Genomic DNA, 21,427 nt, shown 5'->3' on the forward strand with positions numbered 1-21,427 from the left:
ATCATTCCCGATCGGTGCTGACGGTGTGGACAGAGTCGAGATACTCATGGTGGTTGTTCCTGAACTCGCCCTGCGAAGGCGGACTTGCTATGAACCGGTGGACTCAACTCACCCTGACACGCAGGGGGAGAGCAATCATCGCTCACCTGTGCCGGCTGCACTCGTTTGGGGCACTTTTCTCGTGACACCAGACATTGAATGACCGATGAGGAGACTAGATTTCCCTGGTGAATTCGAAGGTGCACCATAGTGCGGAGTGGATGGTTTTGGTGCCTTGTCTTAATCGAAGGTGTATTAAGGCCGCCAATGTGACAGAGATGCCCACAATGGCTGGCATTAAGTTGATTGCTTTGATTGTTCGAGGAAAGTATCACCTGGGTCCTAGGACCCAGGTGATACTTGTCTATTGATTGTGAGGAACTCCATGACGGCAGTGAAAAGGTCCACGATGTCATAGGGCAGGTGCTAGTTGTCTTTGAACTTTAATCTCTCACGAGCACTTCGTGCGGGGCTGGAGCCGTTGACTCCTTCGGGCGCTGAGGTATGGCCAGCACGCCGAGCGCTGCTAGCGCGCCAATGACCGCGAAGATAATGAAGTTCCATTGAAATGGAAGTTGGGCGGAACCAATCCAGCCTCCGAGCAATGGGCCAGCAATGGCGCCGACTCGAGCAAAGGACAGCGCCCAACCGGTGGCTGTGCCACGGGCATAAGAAGGATAGTAATCTGCAACCCATCCTGTGAGAACCAAGGAAGTGGATATTGATCCGACGCCTGCAAGAGAGACGAACGCGTAGTTGACGAGGATGTGGTTGGGGAACATGAGGAGCAAGATTCCACAGGCGCCGAGCAGATAGAACACCACAAGGCAGGTCTTCTTTCCCCACTTGTCGCCAATCGCGCCGATCACCAACCCGCCGATGGCGGAGGCCAGGGAGAAGACAATCAGGAAGGTCAGCGAAGAGCCCAGGTCGTAGCCGGCAGATCGCATCAGCGAAGGCAGCCAGGTGTTGAGGCCGTACACGAGAAGCAATCCGCAGAACAGGCTTATCCAGAAAGCTATAGTCCCAATTACGTATTTTCCAGAGAACATGACCTTGATCGAGTCAAGCACCGAATAGCTGGAGCCGTCAGACTTGGGCGCTGGTTGCCAGTCTTCAATTCGGTAGGGAGCGATCTTCAACCTACTGGCATTGGCCTCGGCATCTGCACCCCGTCGTCGTGCAAGGAGAAATGATTGCGACTCTGGGATTGCGCGGAGGAGCAGAGGAAGAATGAGAATGGGGACTGCGCCCACCGCGACCACGACCCGCCACCCGAAGTGTTCGATGAGCAGCAACGCGCTCAACCCAGAGGCAAGGATGCCTAGTGAATATCCCGAGTACATGAGACCGTAATTGAATGATCTTCTTTCAGGGGGAGAGAACTCAATGGTGAGAGCGGCGCAAACTGGGATGATCCCTCCCATGCCGAGGCCGCCGATCAAACGGAACAGCCCAAAGACTTCGGGAGTAGGTGCGAGTGCGACTCCGATCTGGGCACCCGCGAAGAGTACGACTGATGTAGCTAGCATGAGCTTCCTGCCGTAACGATCGGACAGGCTGCCGATGCACATTGCACCAATCAACATTCCTACTAGTGCCCAGGATCCTAAGGCCCCGAGTTCAAGCGGCGACAGCCCCCAAGGCCCGTAGTTGGCCAGAGTCGGAAGGATGGCACCCAAGACTCCGACATCGTAGCCTTCAGCAAGTATCGGAATGAAGCAGCAGATAATGACCTTTCGGACACTGGATCTGGGCACGGGCCAACTGTCTTTTGCAATGCTCATCTGGGTCTCCTTTGACTCATCTGAAATTGTCTAAACTCGGTCATGTGCGAAATAGATATATTCATTATGTGACGAACGTTACAAGAGAACAATAGCATGGAGTGTCTTGCCGTGACAGTGGTGTGGTCGAACGGGTGCGGGAAGCGCCCGGACTGTCCACTAGTCGGCTCACTTCGGATGATTGCTTGAGATATCAGTACCGTTGAGAACCAACGCCACTGGCACAGCCTCTGATTAGGAGCACTGGAACACCCGATGACGGAGTCTCAGCCGATAACCACCTCGCCCCAGGTCAGCCACAACGCGGACGAGATCCTGGGCGCCAGCGTCAGTAAACGCCTCATCACAGTCTTCGAGCACCATGCCGCGCAGTGCCATGGTGGGATGGCCTTCAGCGTCTTCCGCGCGGGCGAACCGGTCATCGAACTTCGGGCCGGTGTAGCTGGTAAGCACACAGACACCTCGGCGAGGGTGTGGGATGAACGGACTTTGGCGGTGTTCTTCTCCGGCACCAAGGGACTGGTCGCGACCATCGCGGCCAAAGCCGCAGGGGAGGGCCTCCTGGATGTGGAGGCACCCGTTGCCCACTATTGGCCCGAGTTCGCGGCGGCGGGCAAGGAAGCGGTGACCATCGCCCAGGTTCTCTCGCACACGGTCGGTCTGCCCTATGTCGACCCGGACCCCTCACTCGATGCCGATGGCAGGCCGCGCGAGGACGATGCGCAGTGGGCGTTCCTCGACTCCCGGGCAATGGCGGCCATCCTCGCGCAGCAATCTCCGTTGTGGGAGCCGGGGACGAAGATCGCCTACCATGCGGTGACTTACGGGTACCTGATGTCAGAGATCATCTTCCGCGCCACCGGACGCAGCGTGGCCCAATGGCTGCACGAGGACCTCGCTCAACCGTTGGGCCTCGACCTGCACCTGGGCCTGCCCGCTGAGGACGAGGAGCGTGTTGCCCCGATCTTCCAGGCATCTGGCTACTCGATCTCGACGTACCTCAAAAACGACCCCAAGCGCCGTGCCGTCATTGACCGCATGTATGCCTCACTGCTGGCACCAACCCTACCGATGAACACGCGGGCCTTCCATGCGGCGGAGATCTCGGCCGGGGGTGGAATGGGCACCGCCGCAGCGATGGCGAAACTGTACTCATTGCTGGTCACGCCCGGTCACCTCGGCGGAGGAATCGTTGCACCCGAGGCCATGGAGAACGCACTGCAGACCCGATCGGAGGGACTCGACGTACTCAACGATCGGCCACTGCACTTCGGTCTCGGCTACGAACTCACAGACCTGATCGGCACCTATGGGCCCGTCGAGCGGGCCTTGGGACACTCCGGTGCCGGTGGGAGCCTGCATGGGGCATGGCTCGACGAAGGACTCGGATTCTCATTCCTGACCAACGAGATGCTCACGGAGAACGTCGACCGGCGGGCCAAGGATCTGCTGCAAGCGCTCGCCGGGAGGTGAGGTGGGATGACTACTTTTCTGTCGGCGATTGTTTTGTTGCTGAGATGCGATTCAGGAGTGCCTTGTTTCGTCCAGAAGGCTTCATTAAGCGGAGACATTGATTTTCTGGAAGACAGAGTGCATTAAGAACCTGGGTAGCAAGCAGTACCGATTGATCAGCCTGGTGTCGGAGGTTGTCTGGCGCCCTCCGGTTGCCATGAACAATCTTGCTGCGGAAATCGTATAGCTCCCCTACAAGTTTAACGACCTGCTCTCTTATTTCCGGGTTGTTCGGTTGCAGTAAGACTGCAATGGCTGACTCGAGTTTCTCGGCAAGATTTTGTTCGTTGCTTCCGGGGTTCAGGAGCCCTTCAATTGCCACAAATGCGTCGACTAGAGAATCTTCCGGGTGGCTGCGATTTCCTGCTGCTTGGAGCAGCCGCCTAACTGGTCTGTCTGCGTGAAGAATCTCTGCGAACGGTTGGCATAGAACTCTGTGGCGATCACGAATCTCTTTGAGGTCGGCCTGCGAGACGATGAGTTCATTGTTTTGCTGGAACTGTTCGAGGTTAGAAGTGCTCCATATTTCCGCAGATCCTGGGGCACGTGGGCCGAGGTATCTCGTGAAATATCGGGTAGTCGGTATGCGGCGGTCATTCTTGGTGCCCATCAAGAGTGCCAACCGAATGGAGTTGAGTTCGTTTTCCACTTCTTTCGACGCATCCCGAAAACCATGGCGTTCAGACCGTTCTTCATGGGGAACGAACTCTCTGGCAATAAGCTTCGTTGGAAGTTCGAGAGTGACCGCATGCGAGCCAAGACCAAAACGCCCCAAGAGATGCGTATCAACAGCGGAGACCTTGCGAATCGTGTGTCCTCCTTCAAATTCCATCGAACTAAGCTCTGGGGTCCGCAGCCCGCCAAGTCCGACAATCACGGGGAAATTGGCTTCAAAGCCCTTAGCAAGGTCTCGATATGCATCTACCGTTGTCTTCAACTCAATCCAGAAATTCTCAAACGTCCATGCCAGTTGTGAATTCTCCAGTCTCACTGCTGAGACCATCAACATTTGATCGATCACACCGCCGACAAAGGCTGAAACCGAGCCTCCAGGGTCAATAGAAAGGGCCCAATCGCAAGAGACTGTTGAAGGCGCAAACTTCAAATTTTCTGGTCGAGGGTCTGGGAACAATGTGGAGAGGGATGGGTCAGCAAGCAGTGCGCGAGCGGCGGCATCTACTGTGGTCATGGACCCGGTTTGGAGTCCTTGAGAAATGCCGAACCGATGGAAAGCATCATTCCAGCCCCGTAGGAGCATGACTCCTGGCCAGCACATGGCTGCGTAGGAAAAGAGTTGTTGGAGGAACATATCATCAGTTGATGGAACCTTCGGACTTTCGCCATTTGCTGCGCGACGAAGTTGGAGAGCCCGGCCGAGATGTGAGTCGCTGGTTGGCAAAAAATGAAGCATTGCATTTAACGAAACTTCAATTTCAAACGTGCCGTCGTAAGAAGGCTTAGATGCCACAGCTTGCAACTCGTCGAGGACGAATGTTTCCTGCTCGCCTAGCAACTCAGGTGTGATACCCGCACCGTCCAGAGCGAAAATATACTCGAGAAACGGCTCTCCGTACGCTCGGATGAGGCGAATACACTGACTCTTCAACGAGTAGTCCATAGTATGAAGTTACCAAACGGTGTCGTTTGGTTTTGCCCATCACTCTACTGTGAGTTCCAGGAGCCGGAATATCCGAGCGGCAACGACGTTGAGTAAATCAGGTGCCTAAACGAGAGCCCTCAAAACGGTAGGGAGCGAGTACATGACCGAGCACATGCGCAGACACGAATCCGACCATGAGGTTCCGTGGTCCCTGCCGATCGTGGTCCGGCGTTCGAAGGCGAACATCGCCCGCCACATCGATGTCCTCGAAACCGCTGCCCGAGCCGTCGTGACCTTCCTCGACGATCCGCGTTCACAGCCTGAAGGGCAGTGGTATGAAGCAGTCGAATACTGGCGTGACGGGGCGATCCGCAAGGTCGTCCGCCGAGGTGATGGGCAGAAGCTCGAGGACGCACGAGCCATGGGGTGCGTGGACGTGACCTTTGGAGGCACAGACGATTTCGGGCCAGCCGAAGCCCTCGTTTTCCCACCCGGGCCGGTCGAACCGTTGCCGAAGGAGCTGAAGAAGCTTCAGGTGGGTGGCACCGAGTTCCCCGACGAAGGTCACACCTCTATCCCCGCCGCCGAGGCGGTCGTGACGGTCGAGCTCTCACCACTGGTGACGCTGACGACGGGGAAGGCTGCAGCTCAGTGCGGACATGGGACACAGTTGGCTTACGAGCAGATGCCCGCTGAGGTTCTCGATCGTTGGCGAGCATCCGGTTTCAGCCTGCGCGTGGTGACTCCGACGAAGGCCGAGTGGGCAACGGACCATCGGCCCGTGAGCGTCGTCGACGCGGGCTTCACCGAGGTGGACGGTCCCACCGAGACTGTTCGCGCCTGGTGGTGAGGGGCGGTTACTCCGCTGCTTCCTCTTTCTCGTCGTCGTAGAGGGGACGGGTCTTTGTGCCGTTTCCGAATTCGTCGAGGATGATCATGTGCTTGACCATCTCACCGGCCTCTTCATCCCAGACGTCGATGATGTCGCCCGGGTGCGTGCCGGGCTGATAGAAATCTTCGTTGACTCCAGTCACTGAACTCACCTCCTACTATGCTCATGACGCTACGCCACTGTGATGCAAGTCTCAAGGCTTTTCGGGGCGAACATCGGCCCCGGTCAGCCGCTATTATTGTCCAAGGTCGGTCGGCTGAGGGTCACTTAGCCGAGGCCCGCGGGGATGAGAGGATCGTGGTGCCCGGGTGACGTTCAAAGGCCAGATCGTCTGCATGTTCTTCCCCGGGGCAATTCTCTTCATCCTCTGCGGAATGTTGCTCGACAATCTGCCCGGTCTCGCTCTGGCCGTGGGCATGCTCGGAGCGTTCCTGTTCATCGCGTGGCCGATCTTCACGATCGTCGTCCACGTTCGACACGAACGTAGGCTCAAAAGGTATCTGAAGGCGCTTGAGTCCGAGGCCGTGAGCATCACCGAGGACCGTGACCCCTTGCACACCTTCGTCGCCAGCGTCGAGAGTTTCATCCTCACCATTGGCCTGCCGGTGCTCTTCCTAGGCGGGCTCGGAATCTTCTGCCTGGTCACTGCCGATGACGACCCTGGCAAAGAGAGCTTCAAAGCCTTCGCCGGCGTCGGGTCGTTGGGCCTCCTCGGCGCCTATCTGCTCTTCCTTCTGTTCGGACGCAGCCAACGGACGCTGAGAATTGCCGGTGTGGCGCTCGCCGTCTTCGGTCTCGCCGGGGTGTTCGCCGTCGCCTCGGTGCTGGGCAGCGAGGGCATCACCAATGTGGGCGACGTTGTCATGGCCGTCGCCAGCGTGGTCATGACCGTGCTGGGAATCTGGCTGGCGATCACTGGGCGAAACACCTTCAAACGCGAGGACTGAAATTCACACGGTGGTGCGTGTTTTGTGCTCCTGTTCGAGCCAGTAGCACAGCTCCGGTTTGGACACGGCCAGACCGTTCGGGATCCATAGCACCTTCTCTTCCGTGCCGTCGTCAAGGGTTCGCTTGGCCACGCCGAGGCCCGCGGCCGCCTGACGGTCAGCTTCCTGGGTGGTGATGACCATTTCGATGAACACGTTCGTGTTCTGCTTCACCGCGTCGGGTTCGCGATTCTGTAGGCTGGGGGCCATCATGACGGAGAGATTGAAACTTCACAACGACGGTGGACGGACCCGTGACGTCGCCGAGGCGGGTCAACCTGGCGAGGACGAGTTCCGTGTCGATATCGAACGGATCCGATTCTCTCCCTTCTTCTCACGGCTGGCCGCCGTCACCCAGGTCATCCCGCAGGCCGGTTCGGGCACGGTCATCCACAACCGGCTGACCCATTCGCTCAAGGTCTCGGCCGTGGCCAGGTCGATCGCCATCACCTTGAACAACTCCGATGAGCGTACCCGCTCGCTGCTGTCCGAGTTGGGTGGGTGCGATCCGGTGGTGGTTCAGGCTGCCGCCGCAGCCCACGATCTGGGCCACCCTCCGTTCGGCCACCTCGGCGAGAAGGAACTCGACCGGGTGGCACGCACGGTGCTGCACCTGCCCGATGGGTTCGAGGGCAATGCCCAGACCTTCCGCATCCTCACCGCGCTCGACAGCTGTGATGCCACGGCACGTGGGCTCAACCTCACCCGGGCGGTCAAGGCCGCGGTGCTGAAATACCCGTGGGCGCGCAGCGACTGGACGACGCAGCAGAGACTGAGTTCAGCCGAGATGCCCCGAGGTGTCGGTGATGAAACCTCGCAGGGAGCGATGAAGTTCTCCGCGTACATGCCCGAGATCGCGGAGATGCACGATGCGCTGTCTGCATTCCCGCGGATCGTGGCGCATCAGCAGACGCTTGAGTGTGCGGTGATGGATGTCGCCGATGACGTGGCCTACGCGGTGCATGATCTTGACGATTTCTACCGCTCCAACGTTCTTCAGTACACGAGTGTGTCGGCGGAGTTGAGCCGGTGGCTCAGCGACTGTCGCGAGCTCGGCGCACTTCACGACACGGAGTTGGATCGGCGCCGGCCAGGCCACGCTCTGGAGTCGATGTGGCGCCACATTCAGGCCAAGGACCCGTGGATTGCCGACGAGGACGCGTTCCGGCAGTCCGTCCAGCGCATCAACCGGGATCTGGTCGAGGGCTTGCTGGCTGTTCCCTATGACGGGGGACTTGAAGCTGATCGGGCTGTCACCGCCTTCACGCGCAGGTGGATCGACCGGCTCAAGGCCTCCATCGTCGTCGATTCCCAACCGCATGTGCGCAGTGGGCATGTGCGCCTGTCCGATGCCACCTGGCATGACGTGGTGGTGCTGAAGTTTGTTCATTCGAGGTTCGTTCTTGAACGCTCCGACTTGGCCGTCTACCAGCGTGGGCAGACCCGGATCATCGCATCCCTGGTCGAAGGGTTCCACGAATGGCTGCGCGATCCCGACGAGGCGACCCGGATTCCGCGGCGCCTGCTCGATTCCGTGGAGGCGGCCACACAGGAATACCAGGAGCTCTACGACAGGGACCCGGACAGCCTCGGTGAGGAAGGTGCCACCGCGATCATCCGGCTGGGACGGGCGCGTGCGGTCGTGGACTACATTGCTTCCTTCACCGATGCGCAGGCCATGTCCGTCAATGCCTTGATCACCGGTTCCTCGGACGAGCCGTGGGAGGCTGGACGCGGGCTGTAAGCACGTAAGGCTGTGTCTGCGTGAGGGCAGATGCTCTGAGGGCCGATCCCAGCTTTCAGACAGACGAAAGGCGGGGTCGGAGTTGAGGACTCCGGCCCCGCCTTTCGAGCGGTTACAACCGTTCAGACGGTCACGAGACTAGGTCTCAGAGGCCTGCACGGTGACGGCGCGTCAGGTAGATCGCGACTCCACCACCGGCGATGAGCAGAGCGGCGAGCCCACCCATTGCCATGGTGCCGTTGGCACCGGTGCGGGGCAGATCGCTGCCGTCAGCAGCAGCCGATGAGTTTGCATCGTTGCTGGCGTTGGCATCATTGTTGGCATTCGCGTTGTTGGCAGCATTCGCCGAGGCGTTGGCCTCGTCGTTGTTGTCAGCAGCAGCATTGGCGTCATCCGTGGCAGCTGCGGAGTCATCCGCGTCTGCTGTGGCAGCAGCCGAGTTGTCTGCATCCGCCGTCGCCGAGGCGTTGGCATCGTTTGTTGCCGAAGCCGAATCATCTGCGTCCGCCGAAGCGTTCACATCAGTGTTGGCAGCAGCCGAGTCATCAGCATCTGCGGTGGCAGCTGCCGAGTCATCTGCGTCGGCCGTGGTCGAAGCGGAGTCGTCTGCGTCAGCCGAATCCGAATCATCGGCGGAAGCGGAGTCATCAGCGTCTGCATCATCGGCTGGTGCCTCATCGGCATCTGTCGCGCGGACCGAGGAGGAAGCCAGGTTGATGTCAGCAAGTGCTCCTGCAGCCTGGGGTGCTGGTGCACCTGCGGCGGGTGCAGCTGCGCCTGGCAGCAGTTCGAGGCTGACGGCGTTGACGGTGAAGCCGTCCTCTTCAGCGCCCTTGACGTTGCTGTCTTCGGCTGGATCGCGCTTCGTGGGCTGCTCATTGATCGTCAGGTCGACGATCTTGTTGAGGCCCTCGAAGACAGGGTCGAGACCGGAGAGGATCGGGTCGACGATGTCGGTGAGTCCGCCGGAGACCGAGTCGGCTGTGGAGTCGAGGACTCCGCCGATGATCGGTTCGGTGACAGCCAGGAGCTGCTTCAGCAGTGGATCGGTGATCGCATTGAGCAGGGTGCCGATGTCGATTCCGGCGAGCTTGAGGTCTGTTGTGATCTTCGGGTCGCCTTCGCCGCTGCCGGCGAGCTGTCCGAGGGTCGTGTCGATGTCGACCTTGCCATCGGCTGCGGGGATACCCGCTGCTGTGGCCTTGGCCGGCAGGGAGACCTCCACACGGACGTCGTTGAGCGCGTCCTTGACGGTGTCGTTGAACTTGCCGGAGAGTGCGCCGAGGGCATCGGCAACGGCGTCGGTGATCTTTCCGATGGTCTCGGAGGTCAGCACCTGAGTGTTGGGATCGAGGCCGTTGAGGTCCTCACCGTTTTCACCCTTGACCACCTTGGCGAGGTCGATCTTGATGTCGCCGCTCTTGAGGTCGATCGAGACGATTCCAGCCTCGTCTTCGAGCTTCTTGTTGACGAGGTTCTCAACGACGCCGTTGAGAGCGTCCTTGGTTTCGATGTTGACGGTGGTGTCTTCGCCGCCGAGGCTGATGTCGGCGACGCCTGTGTTGAGGTCGATGCCGGCCTTGCCCAGTTTGTCGGCGAGGCCTTCCTTGGCGATGGCGTCTTCGAGAGTGCCGCCGGCTCCGTCGACGATCTTGTTGAGGGAGTCGGAGAGTCCGCCAACTGCTGGGCTGGAGACGGTCATGACGCCATCGGCCACGACGTATTCCGAGGAGGGATCCTCGGAGCCGTTTGCCTCCGCCGTGGACGCTACTGCGCCCAGGGACAGCGAGAGCTCGTCAACGATGCTGTCGGTGACTCCGTCGAGGCCAGCCTGGCCCAGCACCTGAGTGAGGTCGACCTCGGCGTTGCCGTAGTCGCCGTTGTTGACGTCGTCGAGGTTGAGGGCGCCATCCTTGCCGACTGCGCCGGCACTGGCCTTGGCACTGTCAGCGGACGGCGCATTGCCGTAGGCGTTGAGCGCTCCTGCCTCGCCGAGCTTGAGGAGGCCTTCGCCGCCGGGCTGGCTGATGACTGGCAGTGAGACTCCGTCGCCCAGATCCAGATCAATGGCGTTCAGTGCTTCAGCATTGAGGGGAGTTTTGGCTTCCTTCGGGTTACTGGGGAAGCTGCTGTATGCGCCAGCGGCATCGACGAGCTGCTCGTCGAGGATGTCCGACTGGACCAGCTGGCCCAGAGCCTCAGCATCTTCGTTCGGATCCTGCTTGATGGCTGCGGCGCCGGGCGCTGTGACCATAACCGTGAGACCCAGTGCGGTGGCTGCGGCTACGCCACCGACCGCAACCTTACGTACGGGCGGCTGCCCGTTACGGAGCTTCTTCATACTTCTCCACTTCCATTTGTGAGGATCGGCCGACGGTAATTGCGTACAAGGTGCCATGATGATTTCCGGCCGAACGAACTTCACCCTACAAGATCATTGGAGAATAATGGAAAAGTAATGTGAAATATAACGGAAATGTAACACGGGCTTCCTGACCTCGGTCGATGGTGAACAAAATGAACAAAAAGCGAACCGTCCGTGAGCCTCGGTGGCTGTGATGTCCTGTGCTGGCACCGTCGTGGCCGGGCGATCCAGTGAAGTGGCTCCGCCTGGCCCTGTAGGCACAGGGGGCCTTCCATCTCAACATGCGAGAGTCAAAGTGGACGCACGAAGTCGCAGGCGTGAGGCAAAAGGGGCTGTCGCGGTTCGTAATATGAAGAAATTGTCACAAGGCGCGTGTCGGTAATTACCAGCGAGTAATGCCTGCGCGTTCAGGCTGGGAACATATCTCACCCGTTGCTATCGGTGGCGAGGACCAGTGGCAGGTCCGAGATGAATGGAAAACGGCGGGGCCGGAGCTTTCGCTCCGACCCCGCCGTTCAGACGCTCAGCTCAGTGGCTGAGTCTCCTGTGTATCAGTGCATACCTGCCGAGGCACGGTAGCGGCGAGTCGCGAAGACTGCTGCTGCGCCACCTGCGATGAGCAGCGCTGCGAAGCCGACCATGGTCAGAGCGCCGTCGGCGCCTGTCCGTGGGAGGTCTCCACCGTTGCTGCTGCCCGAGGCGTTCGTGCTCGCACCGGCACTGGCCGAGGCTGCCTGATCGGAATCCGCCGAAGCGGATGCCTTGTCAGCATCGTCGTCCGATGAAGCATTGGCTTCTGCACCATCAGCATTTGCCGATGCCGCACCTTCAGGGTCAGCGTCAGCGTTGGCTCCTGCTGCTGCCGAGGCTTCTGCTGAAGAGTCAGCATTGGCTGCGGCCGAAGCTGCTGCTGCCGGATCGGCGTCAGCGGCTGCGGTGGTGTCAGCGTTAGCAGAATCCTCATCGGTTGCATCGGCTGCGGCGGTGGCTGCCGCCTGTGCCGAAGCGTTGGTTTCCTTGGTCGCGTCGGTCGAGGCTTCCGAGGAGGCTTCTTCGTTGGCGGCGGATTCTGCGGCTGCTTCAGCGTTTTCGTCAGCTGCTGCCGATGCGGTGTTGTTTGCATCTTCGTCAGCTGCGGCCTGTGCGGCTGCCTGTGCTGATGGGTCACCATCGTCATCTGCAGAAGCAGAGGCAGAAGCGGATGCCGAGGCGTTCACATCGGCGGTCGTGTCATCGCTGGCGTCTGCGACTGTCGAGTCGTCAGCATTCGCAGCAGCCGAGGCCGATGCTTCGCTGGACGAATCTGCTGTCGCTGCAACGCTTGCGGATGCGGCCGGGTTGGCATCCGCCGCAGCTGAGGTGTCAGCGTTGGTGGAGTCCGAGTTGTCCGCGTTGGCGGCTGCGTTGGCGGCCTGCTGTGCCGAAGCGTTGGTTTCCGTGGTCGCGTCGGTCGAAGTCTCCGAGGAGGCTTCTTCGTTGGCGGCGGATTCTGCGGCTGCTTCAGCGTTTTCGTCAGCTGCTGCCGATGCGGTGTTGTTTGCATCTTCGTCAGCTGCTGCCTGAGCGGCTGCCTGTGCGACGGCATTGTTGTTGTCGTCAGCGTCGGCAGAAGCCGAGGCCGAAGCGGCAGCATTCACATTCGCATCAGCATCGTCTGCAGCTGCTGCATCCGGATCTGCAGCTGCGTCCGGGTCGGCTGCAGCGTCTGGATCTGCAGCTGCATCTGGATCTGCTGCTGCGTCCGGGTCGGCTGCTGCATCTGGGTCTGCTGCGGCGTCAGGATCTGCCGCTGCGTCGGCACTTGCTGCTGCTTCAGCTGAAGCCTCGTTCGAGGAGTCAGCTGTCGAGGCTGCTTCAGAGGCCGCAGCTGGATCAGCATCGGCGGCAGCGGATGCTTCTGCATTCGTGTCGTCGGTGTTGTCAGCCTGTGCTGCCGCCTGTGACGCAGCTGTCGATGAGGCATTCTCATCCGACGTCGAATCAGCGGACGCTTCCGAAGACGCGTCTTCGGTCGCTGCAGCTTCTGCGGCTGCTTCAGCATTCGCCTCGGCTGCTGCCGACGTCGTCGCGGTTGCGTCGTCGTTGGCTGCGGCCTCTGAGGCGGCCTGTGCGGCTGGGTTGGAATCGTCATCTGCGTCTGCCGAAGCAGCGGCGGATGCTGCTGCATTGGTGTTCGCATCGTCGTCGCCTGGTTCTTCAGGCGCCTCGTCGGTGGCGCGGACCGAGGAAGAGGCCAGATTGATGTCGATCGCATTAGCAGCCGGGAGTAGTTCCAGGCTGACTGCGTTGACAGTGAAGCCGGGACCGTTGTTGCCCTTGACCTGGCTCTCCTGAGCAGGATCCTTCAGCGTCGGCTGCTCGTTGATCGTCAGATCGACGACCTGGTTGAGCGCGTTGAAGACAGGGTCGAGGCTGTCCAGCAGAGGATCGACGATTCCGGTGACGGCGCCCGAGAGTTCGTCGACGGTTGCCGTGAGGATTCCGCCGATGAGCGGTTCGGTTACGCTGAGGAGCGAGGTAATGAGTGGCTCAGTCACCGCATTGAGGATTGCGCCGGCATTGACTCCAAGGACCGACAAGTCGGTTTTGATCGTAGGGTCGGACGAATCCGTTCCCGCAAGTTGACCCAGTGTCGCATCAACTGTGATCTTTCCGTTGACTCCCGGGACGAGACCGCTTAGCAACTTGATTGATGCTGGCAGCTCAATAACGAGGTGAACTTCATTGAGCGCATCGGTCAGAGTTTCCGTGACCTTACCGGTCAATTCTCCCAGAGCATCGGCAACTGCAGTCGTGATCTTAGAAATGGTGTCGGAGGTCAGGACCTGAGTGTTCGGGTCGAGTCCGTTGAGGTCTTCACCGTTTCCGCCCTCGACGACCTTAGCCAGATCGATCTGGACGTCGCCGTTGGCGAGATCGATCGAGACGATGCCGGACTTGTCCTCCAGCTTCTCGTTAATGACGTTCTCGACGACACTATTCAGCGCATCGCGAACCTGAACGCTCACCTTGGTATCGTCGCCGCCCACATTCAGTTCGGCGAGACCAAGCACGTTGAGGTCATTGACTCCAACGCTGGCCAGGGCGCTGACTAGACCTTCGTCGCCGATGACATCTTCGAGTGTCTTCCCCGTTCCATCGACGAGGGTGTCGAGTGCGCCGGAGATATCGCCTACAGCTGGGCTGGAGACTGTCAGAATGCCGTCGGCAACAACGTATTCGGAGTTGTCTGTTTCACCGTCGGTGTCAGCCGTCGAAGCGATCGCTCCGAGTTCGAGGCTGAGTTCATCGACGATCTGGTCGGTGATGCCGTCGAGTCCGAGCTGACCAAGCACACCTGTGAGATCAACCTTTGCATTGCCGAACTCACCGTTGTTGATGTCGTCAAGGTTGAGAGCGCCGTCAGAGCCGACGGCGCCCGCACTGGCCTTGGCCTCGTTGTATGCCGGGGCATGGCCGTAGGAGTTGAGGGCTCCGGCATTGCCGAGATCCAGCAGGCCGTCTCCGCCTTCTTCGCCGATCAGGGGGATTCCCAATCCGGGCAGTTCAACGCCGAGCGTCTGCAGCAATTCGAGGTTGAGAGGCGTGGAATCCGCCTCTTCACTCGAAGGTGAGCTGCTGTATGCAGACAGCGCTTCGACGGCTTCAGCGCTGAGCAGTGAGGCGTCGATGAGCTGGCCATAGGCCTCGGCGTCTTCGTTGGGGTTCTGTTCTTCGGCAGCACCCGGTGACGTTGTCATCAGGGTGAGCCCTATCGCTGTGGCGGCAGCAACGCTGCCCACAGCTATTTTGCGACCGGTCGTGCGCCGGCCTCGGAGCATCTTCATGGTTCTCCACTCGTTCGGAACTTGAACATCCGCTGGATGGAAACAGGCAGTCTCCTGGCAGATCCCTCACAACACTACGGAGTAACGAAAAAGTAATCACGAAAGTACTAGTAAAGTTACAATCTCGTTATACTTACGGAATGGTAGCTTGTTGAGAGATCGCGGTGTTTCTGTAGTCCAGAATGTCTCCTGTCCGAGCCGACATCCAGCTTTGGGGAGATGGGCGTTCGGGGGCGGGTGCTCTTGGTGTCGCTTAAAGATCATATTGCTCCAGGTCAGACGCGCTAGGTTGCAGATGGAGTAGCTGCGGGTGATTCCCTCCTGGCAGGGATATCGGCAAGTGCTAATTCTCGTGAAAACAGAGGATCGCGGTCATTGTGTGGTAACTAAAGATGGGCAACGAAGTATTTCGATCATGTCGAACTTGTTGTGATCGACACCGGACTGCGATGCACCTCTACGAAATGCGGCCATTTCTTGACCGAGTAGGACCGCCGCCGGCTGACAGAACGCTGGTAGCCGACTGATTGCTCAGTGCGCATGGCCGAAATAGGGTCACAGTAGCCGCAACAGCAGACGAAGAGGTTGAAGTGTGAGCGTGAAGAAGCGTTTCGCCGTGATCGGCGCGGGAATCATCGGCTCCGCCGTAGCTCGTGGGCTGGTACGTAGATACGAGGGTGCCGACGTCACTCTGTATGAGAAGGAGAACCATCCCGCTGCGCACCAGACTGGCCACAATTCTGGAGTCGTTCATGCCGGTCTTTATTACGAGCCCGGAAGTCTCAAGGCTCGGCTCTGCCGGCGAGGTGTCTCTCTGCTGCGCGACTTCGCCCATGAATACAACGTCGCCTTCGAAGAATGCGGAAAGGTCGTCGTCGCGACCAGTGACGTCGAAGTAAAGCGCCTGGGCGGAATCCACGATCGGGCGCGGGCGAACGGAGTCCCTGACGTTGAACTGCTCAATCGAGACGGTCTGGCCCAGGTAGAACCGAACGCTCAAGGTGTGGCAGCGCTGCACTCACCTCACACCGGCATCATCGACTACCGAAGTCTGACTGAGGCTCTCGTCGCCGACTTCCGTAAAAGCGGTGGCCGAGTTCGGTTCTCCACGGCAGTGAAGAAAGTCGAGCAGCGAAATGGTGTCGCGGGCAATACCGCGATCGTCCATGCGAACGTCGACTCACAGGAGTATGACCAGGTCATCGCTTGCGCTGGACTGCAAGCGGACCGACTGGCCGCACGTTCGGGCGAGGACAGGAATCCGTCCGTGGTGCCATTCTTCGGCCAGTACTTCATCCTCGAGCCGCGTTTCAATGATGTCGTCAACGGCCTCATCTCCCCGGTCCCCGACCCGAAGTACCCATTCCTCGGCGTTCACGTGACCCGCCGCATCGACGGCGGACTGATGATCGGACCCAACGCTTTCCTCTCTTTCTCCCGGGAAGGCTACACGGGGCTCGGCCTCAATGTGCCCGACTCCCTAGCCGTAGCGACCGACTCAGGATTCTGGAGATTCGCTGCCGGCAACATGGCCACGGCCGCCCGTGAGATCGCAGGTGTGCTTTCGATTGAGAAGTTCGTCGCCGAGGCGGCCCGCTACGTCCCCGCACTCGACGGAGCCGACGGTCACCGAGCCACCCGTGGAATTCGAGCTCAGGCGATGAACCGGGACGGAACCCTGGTCGATGACTTCGTCATTGATCGTGCGGGAGCCACCATGTTCGTCCGGAATGCACCCTCGCCCGGGGCCACCTCGGCGCTGGCGATTGCCGAACATCTCATCGACACTGCTGCTCTTTCCTGACGCGGTTGTCGGGAGAGAGTGGTGCCCGAACGTTGAGAAGCCCCACCTGCTGGGTGAGCAGATGGGGCTGAGAGCCTAGCCAGTTCAAACTACCGGCCTATTGTGGTGTACGAGTCTCAGCACTGATGAACCATGCTTGCTGCTCGAGTTGCGCCATGTACTCATGGAAGAGGTCCGCTGTCGTCGGGTCGGTCGAGTCGACCTCATCGTGACAATTTCTCATCGTTGCGACCGTCGTCTCAACGGTCTTAACCATGTGGTCGATGGCGTCATGGGTGGTGATCTCACCCTCGGGGAATTGGGGCAGACGCGTCTGCTCGGCTACGACAGCCGGCCGACCGTCAGGCGAAGCGTGGAGAGCACGCATTCTCTCGGCCATGGTGTCGCTCCCGGCGCGGGCGATGCTCACCACCTCGTCGAGATTGAGATGGAGATCGCGGAAGTTCGGGCCGACGATATTCCAGTGCGCTTGTTTGGCGGTAAGGCTCAGGGCGATGAAATCGACCAGCACACTCTGCAGATTCTTTGTCAGATCAGCGGGAGCGACGAAACCCTGTTCAGCGTTTTCTCTCTGCGTCTTCTCTGATCCGTGGGGTTCGGGAACATTGACTGTTTTTGCCATGAACTTGCTCCAATCTCTCCGGATCCCGGAGTAGATGACCACCATAACGCTCTAAGTGGACATCCGTAAGCCCTCCTGGGTCACCCCTGAACCCCCTGGACGGATCAGGGGTGAAAGGAGCGACCATTAAGTAGGAGGGCAGGTTGCTCTCGCTTTCCGCGACATGTCAGGAGGCGGCAGACGCAGTCAGGAATCTGCGGCCACCGCGGGCGACGGGCAGAGACATTTTCGAAACCCCTTCGTCACATCGGATAAAGACTTTCTGCACGAACATTGCCGCGGTACGGTGTGCTCGTTTTCCGAACGAAGCGGCGTTTCGACGTCGACCCACCTTGGTCAAGGGCCCGATCACAGTTGTGCGTATGCGCACATAATGGGAGGCATCCGGTGAAGGGCAAGATGAGACTCACAAGCTTGATACTCGGCGGCTACATGCTGGACAGAGCAAAGAAGTTGGGGTTAGCGCTGACAATTGCTTCTGCCGTAGCTGGGTCAACGGCGGTGAGCAACCGTGACAAGCTGGCTGGCGGTCTCAGAGAGCTTGCGGATTCGTCTCCTGAGCTCAACAGCCTCCAAGATAAGATCACTGGCTGCCTGACTCCGGCAGAAATATAGCCAAAGCGATGGCAGCTGAAGTTGTTGACCAGTTGAGCAGCAAGCTCCAGGGTCACATTGACAAGATGAAGTCGACCCTCGACGACGCGGCAGAAGACTTGGATCCCTGTTCGGAAGAACCCGAGGAAGCCGACGGGGAGAAGCGCCGATGCATGCTTGTACCGACGTTACGTGGGTGACGCACCTCACGTGCGCATCCTGCTGCCCCGAAATAGACACCGGGAGAAAAGCGAATTCAAGATGTGCGCAAGATCACGAAGCGGAGTTGCTACTCTTACGACTTTCACCTAGCATTTTACTATAAGGAAATATACTTCCACATTGTGGAAGTATTGAAACCGATCCAACGCCTGCAGGCGACCATCCGGGCACGAGGCTCGAGGTTCTACCTCAGGAAAATACTCAACGGAGAGATAAATGTCGGTATCACAGCAATCACCCCAGAATCGAGGCGCACAGGAGCGCCAGCCGGACACGACCCGCCCAGAGGACGAGAAACTCCCAGTCGGCACCTCGTTCGCATACGGCCTTCAGCACATTCTGACCATGTACGGCGGCATCATCGCCGTCCCCCTCATCATCGGCAGGGCCGCCGGCCTCGACGGCAGCGGAATCAGCGTGCTCATCGCATCATGTCTCTTTATGGGCGGACTGGCCACCATCCTGCAGTCATTCGGCGTCCCCTTCTTCGGCTCGAAGCTGCCGCTGGTCCAAGGCGTGTCCTTCGCCGGCGTCGCCACCATGACGTCGATCCTCGCCGGAGGTGATGGACTCCCGGAAGTATTCGGTGCCGTCCTCGTCTCCTCGGTCATCGGCCTCCTCGTCGCACCAGCCTTCGCCCTCATCGTGAAATTCTTCCCACCAGTCGTCACGGGTACGGTCATCACGACGATCGGACTGTCCCTCATGCCGGTCGCCGCCGGATGGGCGATGGGCGGAAACGCCGATGCAGCCGACTATGGCAGTGTCCGCAATATCCTTATTGCCGTCGGCACCCTCGCCATCGTCCTCGTCCTCAGCCGAATCCCAGTGGCAGCGATCTCCCGTCTCTCGATCCTCTTGGCGATCGTCCTGGGAACAATCATCTGTGCCATCTTCGGCTGGGTGGACTTCTCGAACGTCCTCGACAACGGCTTCTTCGCGTTCCCACAGCCCTTCGCCTTCGGTCTGCCCACCTTCTCTGTGCCAGCGATCGTCTCGATGTTCATCGTCACCATCGTCATCTTCGCAGAGACCACCGCAGACATCATTGCCGTAGGTGAGATCGTCGACTCCAAGGTCGATTCCAAGCGGATCGCCTCCGGCCTGCGCGCGGACATGCTCTCATCGGCAGTGTCACCGATCTTCAACTCCTTCACCCAGTCAGCCTTCGCCCAGAACGTCGGGCTCGTAGCGATCACCGGAGTCAAATCCCGTTACGTCGTCACCGCCGGTGGCGCCATCCTCGTCGCACTTGGGCTGCTGCCCGTCATGGGTGGAGTCGTCGCCGCGATTCCCTCCCCTGTTCTCGGCGGTGCGGGCATCGTCCTCTTCGGCACCGTCGCAGCCTCGGGCATCCGCACCCTGTCCAAGGTCGAATATGAGGGCAACCTCAACATGATCCTCGTCGCAGTGGCCCTGGCATTCGGCATCATCCCGATCGTCGAACCAGACTTCTACAATGACTTCCCATCATGGGTCGGCATTATCCTCCACTCGGGAATCTCCTCGGCCACACTCATGGCTGTGCTGCTCAACCTGGTCTTCAATCACATCGGTGTCAAAGGCAAGGATCGCACCGATCGCTCGGTGTTCGTCGCGGGCACCGGTCGAGTCATCCGCAAGAACGAGCTTGAGCGCCTTATCAACCATGAAGCGCTTCTTGCCGAGGGCGACACCGTCAAGGACGGGAAGATCGTCGACTGCAACGGTGAGGAAGTCCCCGTCGTCACAGAGCATCAGCACGAGAAGGTCGTGGAGGCGATCAGCAACGGAGACGCGCAAACCCATGAAGACGTCCAACGTGTGATCCGCGAGACCGAGGCTGAGACCGGGGCTAAGACCGGGGCTGAGGCTGACACCGGATCGCTGACCCGGAAACACATGGATTGAGCCGCTGGCAGAGGGTACATACTCCCGCTTCACCGGCAGCTCTCAGCTCTGACAGAGGCTTCGTTGTCATTCGCGCTGGCCCGGCAGTTCTCTGAAGCACGGAGGAATTCCCGGGTGTGTCCGCTGAGTATGGGCCAGGCTGCGCCTGGCCCATACTGTGTCAGAGAATGTGGCTTTCCCAACATATCCGTGGGTCAACCACCGCCCAGGCGGGCGGGGTTGTGACCTCCGAGGTTGAGTCAGCGCCAACGCGATCAATGCCTCCGGCGCCGGGAACCCGAGACGCCACTCGAGTCAGCAATCGGACCTTCGTATTCAATGACTCGATCCGACCATTCAATAGCCCGTTCCAGGTCGCAGCGAGAATCCAACCCTTGCGCCATGCCCCTCAAGTTACACGCGGGTTGGTGACCGAGCTCGGGTGCGAGTCAATGATCTCGCTGCAGCATTCGGGTCTTCTTCAGTCTTCCCACTCTGTGCAGGCCATCGTTCCGTTCAACACCGCGGTTCCCACCTTGGTCTCGTCGAATGACACGCTCTTGTCTCCATAGTCGATGCCATTCGGTCCGTTCGCCTTGTAGGGCCGACCGTGCCCGGTCTTGACCATCACGAACTTCGTCTTTTCGGCTTTGACCAGTGGGAGCTCATCGTACGTCTTACCGATTATGTGGTCGATGTTGCCCGGACTCCCGGAGCAGTACACATCTGTCGGTTCAATAGTGACTTCGTCAGAATCGGTGCTCAACGTCAGTTTCGACTTTTTTGGATTCTTTGAGGTCTCGGAGTCCGACGATGACTCGGCCGGGCTCTCTGTCTGTTCTGTCTCAGAAGTCTCGGACTCCTCTGTCTGGACCGGACTCTGAGTCTGTGAGGCCTCGGCTTCGGAGGTGGACTGATCGGTGTCGTCGTTCGAGGAGCCGGCGCATCCGCTCAGGGCGAGGAGGCCGATGACTGCAATGGTAGACATAGATTTCAAATGCATACTTTATAGTATCGATCTACGGTTGCAGGGCGATGACTAAATGCGGGTCCAGTCGACGTGGCGTTGAGCACACCTCACGGTCCTTTGCCGCTGAGAACGGTACTTGCGCTCAACGGTCTTCGCAGATGGATTTTCGTACTGACGGCTCTGAGCGCCAATTCACCTGTATGGCACGGCTCCGACAGCGGTTTCGCAGGCTGGCGCTCGATACAGTATCGCCGATGAATTGTCTGCGGCCTTCCTCCCCACTTTCAGAACGCCGGCGATCAATTGACATCCCGCGATACGTAGTCTGCTGAGCCCAAAGAAGTCTAGTCTTCTGCCGGAGCGTCTGTTCGTGACGGACGGTACCGAGGCCTGTAACAGGAGCTCCCGGTGCAAGTAGTCTGGTACCTACCTCGAGGTCGCTGATGGCTACAGCTGGGCTCTCGTCTGGGGGGGGTGCCCCTATGGTTTTCGTCAAGGGTTGACCGGGACTTCTTCGAATAGTCTTGCTGGCTGATGCTGGGCAGGACTGATTGGTCCGGGACCGGAGTCTCGGACTGGACGTGGGCGCTTGTG

The 21,427-nt window shown here is 59.5% G+C and carries 15 protein-coding genes and 1 pseudogene; 7 read left to right on the plus strand and 9 right to left on the minus strand.

Annotated elements, in window-relative coordinates:
• Positions 1-482: 482 nt before the first annotated feature.
• The gene (locus tag BSP239C_RS19595; RefSeq protein ID WP_101575007.1) at positions 483-1,826 is read right to left on the minus strand and encodes an aromatic acid/H+ symport family MFS transporter; all 1,344 of its coding nucleotides are present in this window, start codon (positions 1,824-1,826) and stop codon (positions 483-485) included.
• A 255-nt stretch (positions 1,827-2,081) separates the two neighbouring features.
• On the opposite strand from BSP239C_RS19595, the gene BSP239C_RS19600 reads away from it, so the two are divergent.
• A complete protein-coding gene (locus BSP239C_RS19600; RefSeq protein ID WP_101575008.1) occupies positions 2,082-3,299 on the plus strand; it encodes a serine hydrolase domain-containing protein in 1,218 nt (405 codons plus the stop codon).
• Between the two features lie 10 nt (positions 3,300-3,309).
• Here BSP239C_RS19600 and BSP239C_RS20590 read toward each other — a convergent pair whose 3' ends face one another.
• On the minus strand, positions 3,310-4,956 hold the full coding sequence (locus tag BSP239C_RS20590) for a HEPN domain-containing protein (RefSeq protein WP_145997510.1): 1,647 nt from the start codon (positions 4,954-4,956) through the stop codon (positions 3,310-3,312).
• A 142-nt stretch (positions 4,957-5,098) separates the two neighbouring features.
• Here BSP239C_RS20590 and BSP239C_RS19610 point away from each other — a divergent pair, with 142 nt between their 5' ends.
• Positions 5,099-5,788, plus strand: a complete 690-nt coding sequence (locus BSP239C_RS19610) for a peptidyl-tRNA hydrolase (protein WP_101575010.1) — start codon at positions 5,099-5,101, stop codon at positions 5,786-5,788.
• Positions 5,789-5,795: 7 nt separating this feature from the next.
• Here BSP239C_RS19610 and BSP239C_RS20595 read toward each other — a convergent pair whose 3' ends face one another.
• The gene (locus BSP239C_RS20595) at positions 5,796-5,972 is read right to left on the minus strand and encodes a hypothetical protein (protein ID WP_180959116.1); all 177 of its coding nucleotides are present in this window, start codon (positions 5,970-5,972) and stop codon (positions 5,796-5,798) included.
• Between the two features lie 166 nt (positions 5,973-6,138).
• On the opposite strand from BSP239C_RS20595, the gene BSP239C_RS19615 reads away from it, so the two are divergent.
• Positions 6,139-6,777, plus strand: a complete 639-nt coding sequence (locus BSP239C_RS19615) for a hypothetical protein (RefSeq protein WP_101575011.1) — start codon at positions 6,139-6,141, stop codon at positions 6,775-6,777.
• Positions 6,778-6,780: 3 nt separating this feature from the next.
• On the opposite strand, the gene BSP239C_RS19620 is transcribed toward BSP239C_RS19615, so the two are convergent.
• A complete protein-coding gene (locus BSP239C_RS19620; RefSeq protein WP_145997512.1) occupies positions 6,781-7,029 on the minus strand; it encodes a hypothetical protein in 249 nt (82 codons plus the stop codon).
• A gap of 10 nt (positions 7,030-7,039) precedes the next feature.
• On the opposite strand from BSP239C_RS19620, the gene BSP239C_RS19625 reads away from it, so the two are divergent.
• Positions 7,040-8,560 (plus strand): deoxyguanosinetriphosphate triphosphohydrolase family protein, encoded by a 1,521-nt coding sequence (locus tag BSP239C_RS19625; RefSeq protein WP_257930297.1) that lies wholly within the window; start codon positions 7,040-7,042, stop codon positions 8,558-8,560.
• Positions 8,561-8,705: 145 nt separating this feature from the next.
• Here the strand turns inward: BSP239C_RS19625 and BSP239C_RS19630 are convergent, their stop codons facing one another.
• Both BSP239C_RS19630 and BSP239C_RS19635 read right to left on the minus strand, forming a co-directional pair.
• Positions 8,706-10,901, minus strand: coding sequence for a choice-of-anchor G family protein (locus BSP239C_RS19630; protein WP_101575013.1), 2,196 nt, complete (start codon positions 10,899-10,901; stop codon positions 8,706-8,708).
• A gap of 575 nt (positions 10,902-11,476) precedes the next feature.
• Positions 11,477-14,752, minus strand: a complete 3,276-nt coding sequence (locus BSP239C_RS19635; protein WP_101575014.1) for a choice-of-anchor G family protein — start codon at positions 14,750-14,752, stop codon at positions 11,477-11,479.
• Between the two features lie 592 nt (positions 14,753-15,344).
• On the opposite strand from BSP239C_RS19635, the gene lhgO reads away from it, so the two are divergent.
• Positions 15,345-16,556 (plus strand): L-2-hydroxyglutarate oxidase, encoded by a 1,212-nt coding sequence (gene lhgO / locus BSP239C_RS19640; RefSeq protein WP_101575015.1) that lies wholly within the window; start codon positions 15,345-15,347, stop codon positions 16,554-16,556.
• A 97-nt stretch (positions 16,557-16,653) separates the two neighbouring features.
• Here lhgO and BSP239C_RS19645 read toward each other — a convergent pair whose 3' ends face one another.
• On the minus strand, positions 16,654-17,178 hold the full coding sequence (locus BSP239C_RS19645; RefSeq protein ID WP_101575021.1) for a Dps family protein: 525 nt from the start codon (positions 17,176-17,178) through the stop codon (positions 16,654-16,656).
• Positions 17,179-18,210: 1,032 nt separating this feature from the next.
• Between BSP239C_RS19645 and BSP239C_RS19655 the strand changes: the two genes are divergently transcribed.
• Positions 18,211-19,884 carry a nucleobase:cation symporter-2 family protein gene (locus tag BSP239C_RS19655; RefSeq protein WP_101575017.1) on the plus strand — a complete coding sequence of 558 codons (1,674 nt, stop codon included), beginning with the start codon at positions 18,211-18,213 and terminating at the stop codon, positions 19,882-19,884.
• A 194-nt stretch (positions 19,885-20,078) separates the two neighbouring features.
• Here BSP239C_RS19655 and BSP239C_RS19660 read toward each other — a convergent pair.
• Positions 20,079-20,260: pseudogene (locus BSP239C_RS19660) on the minus strand (ISL3 family transposase); the annotation flags it as partial.
• An 84-nt stretch (positions 20,261-20,344) separates the two neighbouring features.
• The gene (locus tag BSP239C_RS19665) at positions 20,345-20,851 is read right to left on the minus strand and encodes a hypothetical protein (RefSeq protein ID WP_101575018.1); all 507 of its coding nucleotides are present in this window, start codon (positions 20,849-20,851) and stop codon (positions 20,345-20,347) included.
• A gap of 72 nt (positions 20,852-20,923) precedes the next feature.
• On the opposite strand from BSP239C_RS19665, the gene BSP239C_RS19670 reads away from it, so the two are divergent.
• On the plus strand, positions 20,924-21,091 hold the full coding sequence (locus BSP239C_RS19670; protein WP_101575019.1) for a glutamate-cysteine ligase family protein: 168 nt from the start codon (positions 20,924-20,926) through the stop codon (positions 21,089-21,091).
• The last annotated feature ends 336 nt before the right edge of the window (positions 21,092-21,427 follow it).

Origin of the sequence: Brevibacterium sp. 239c (assembly GCF_900169365.1) — a bacterium.
GTDB lineage: Bacteria > Actinomycetota > Actinomycetes > Actinomycetales > Brevibacteriaceae > Brevibacterium.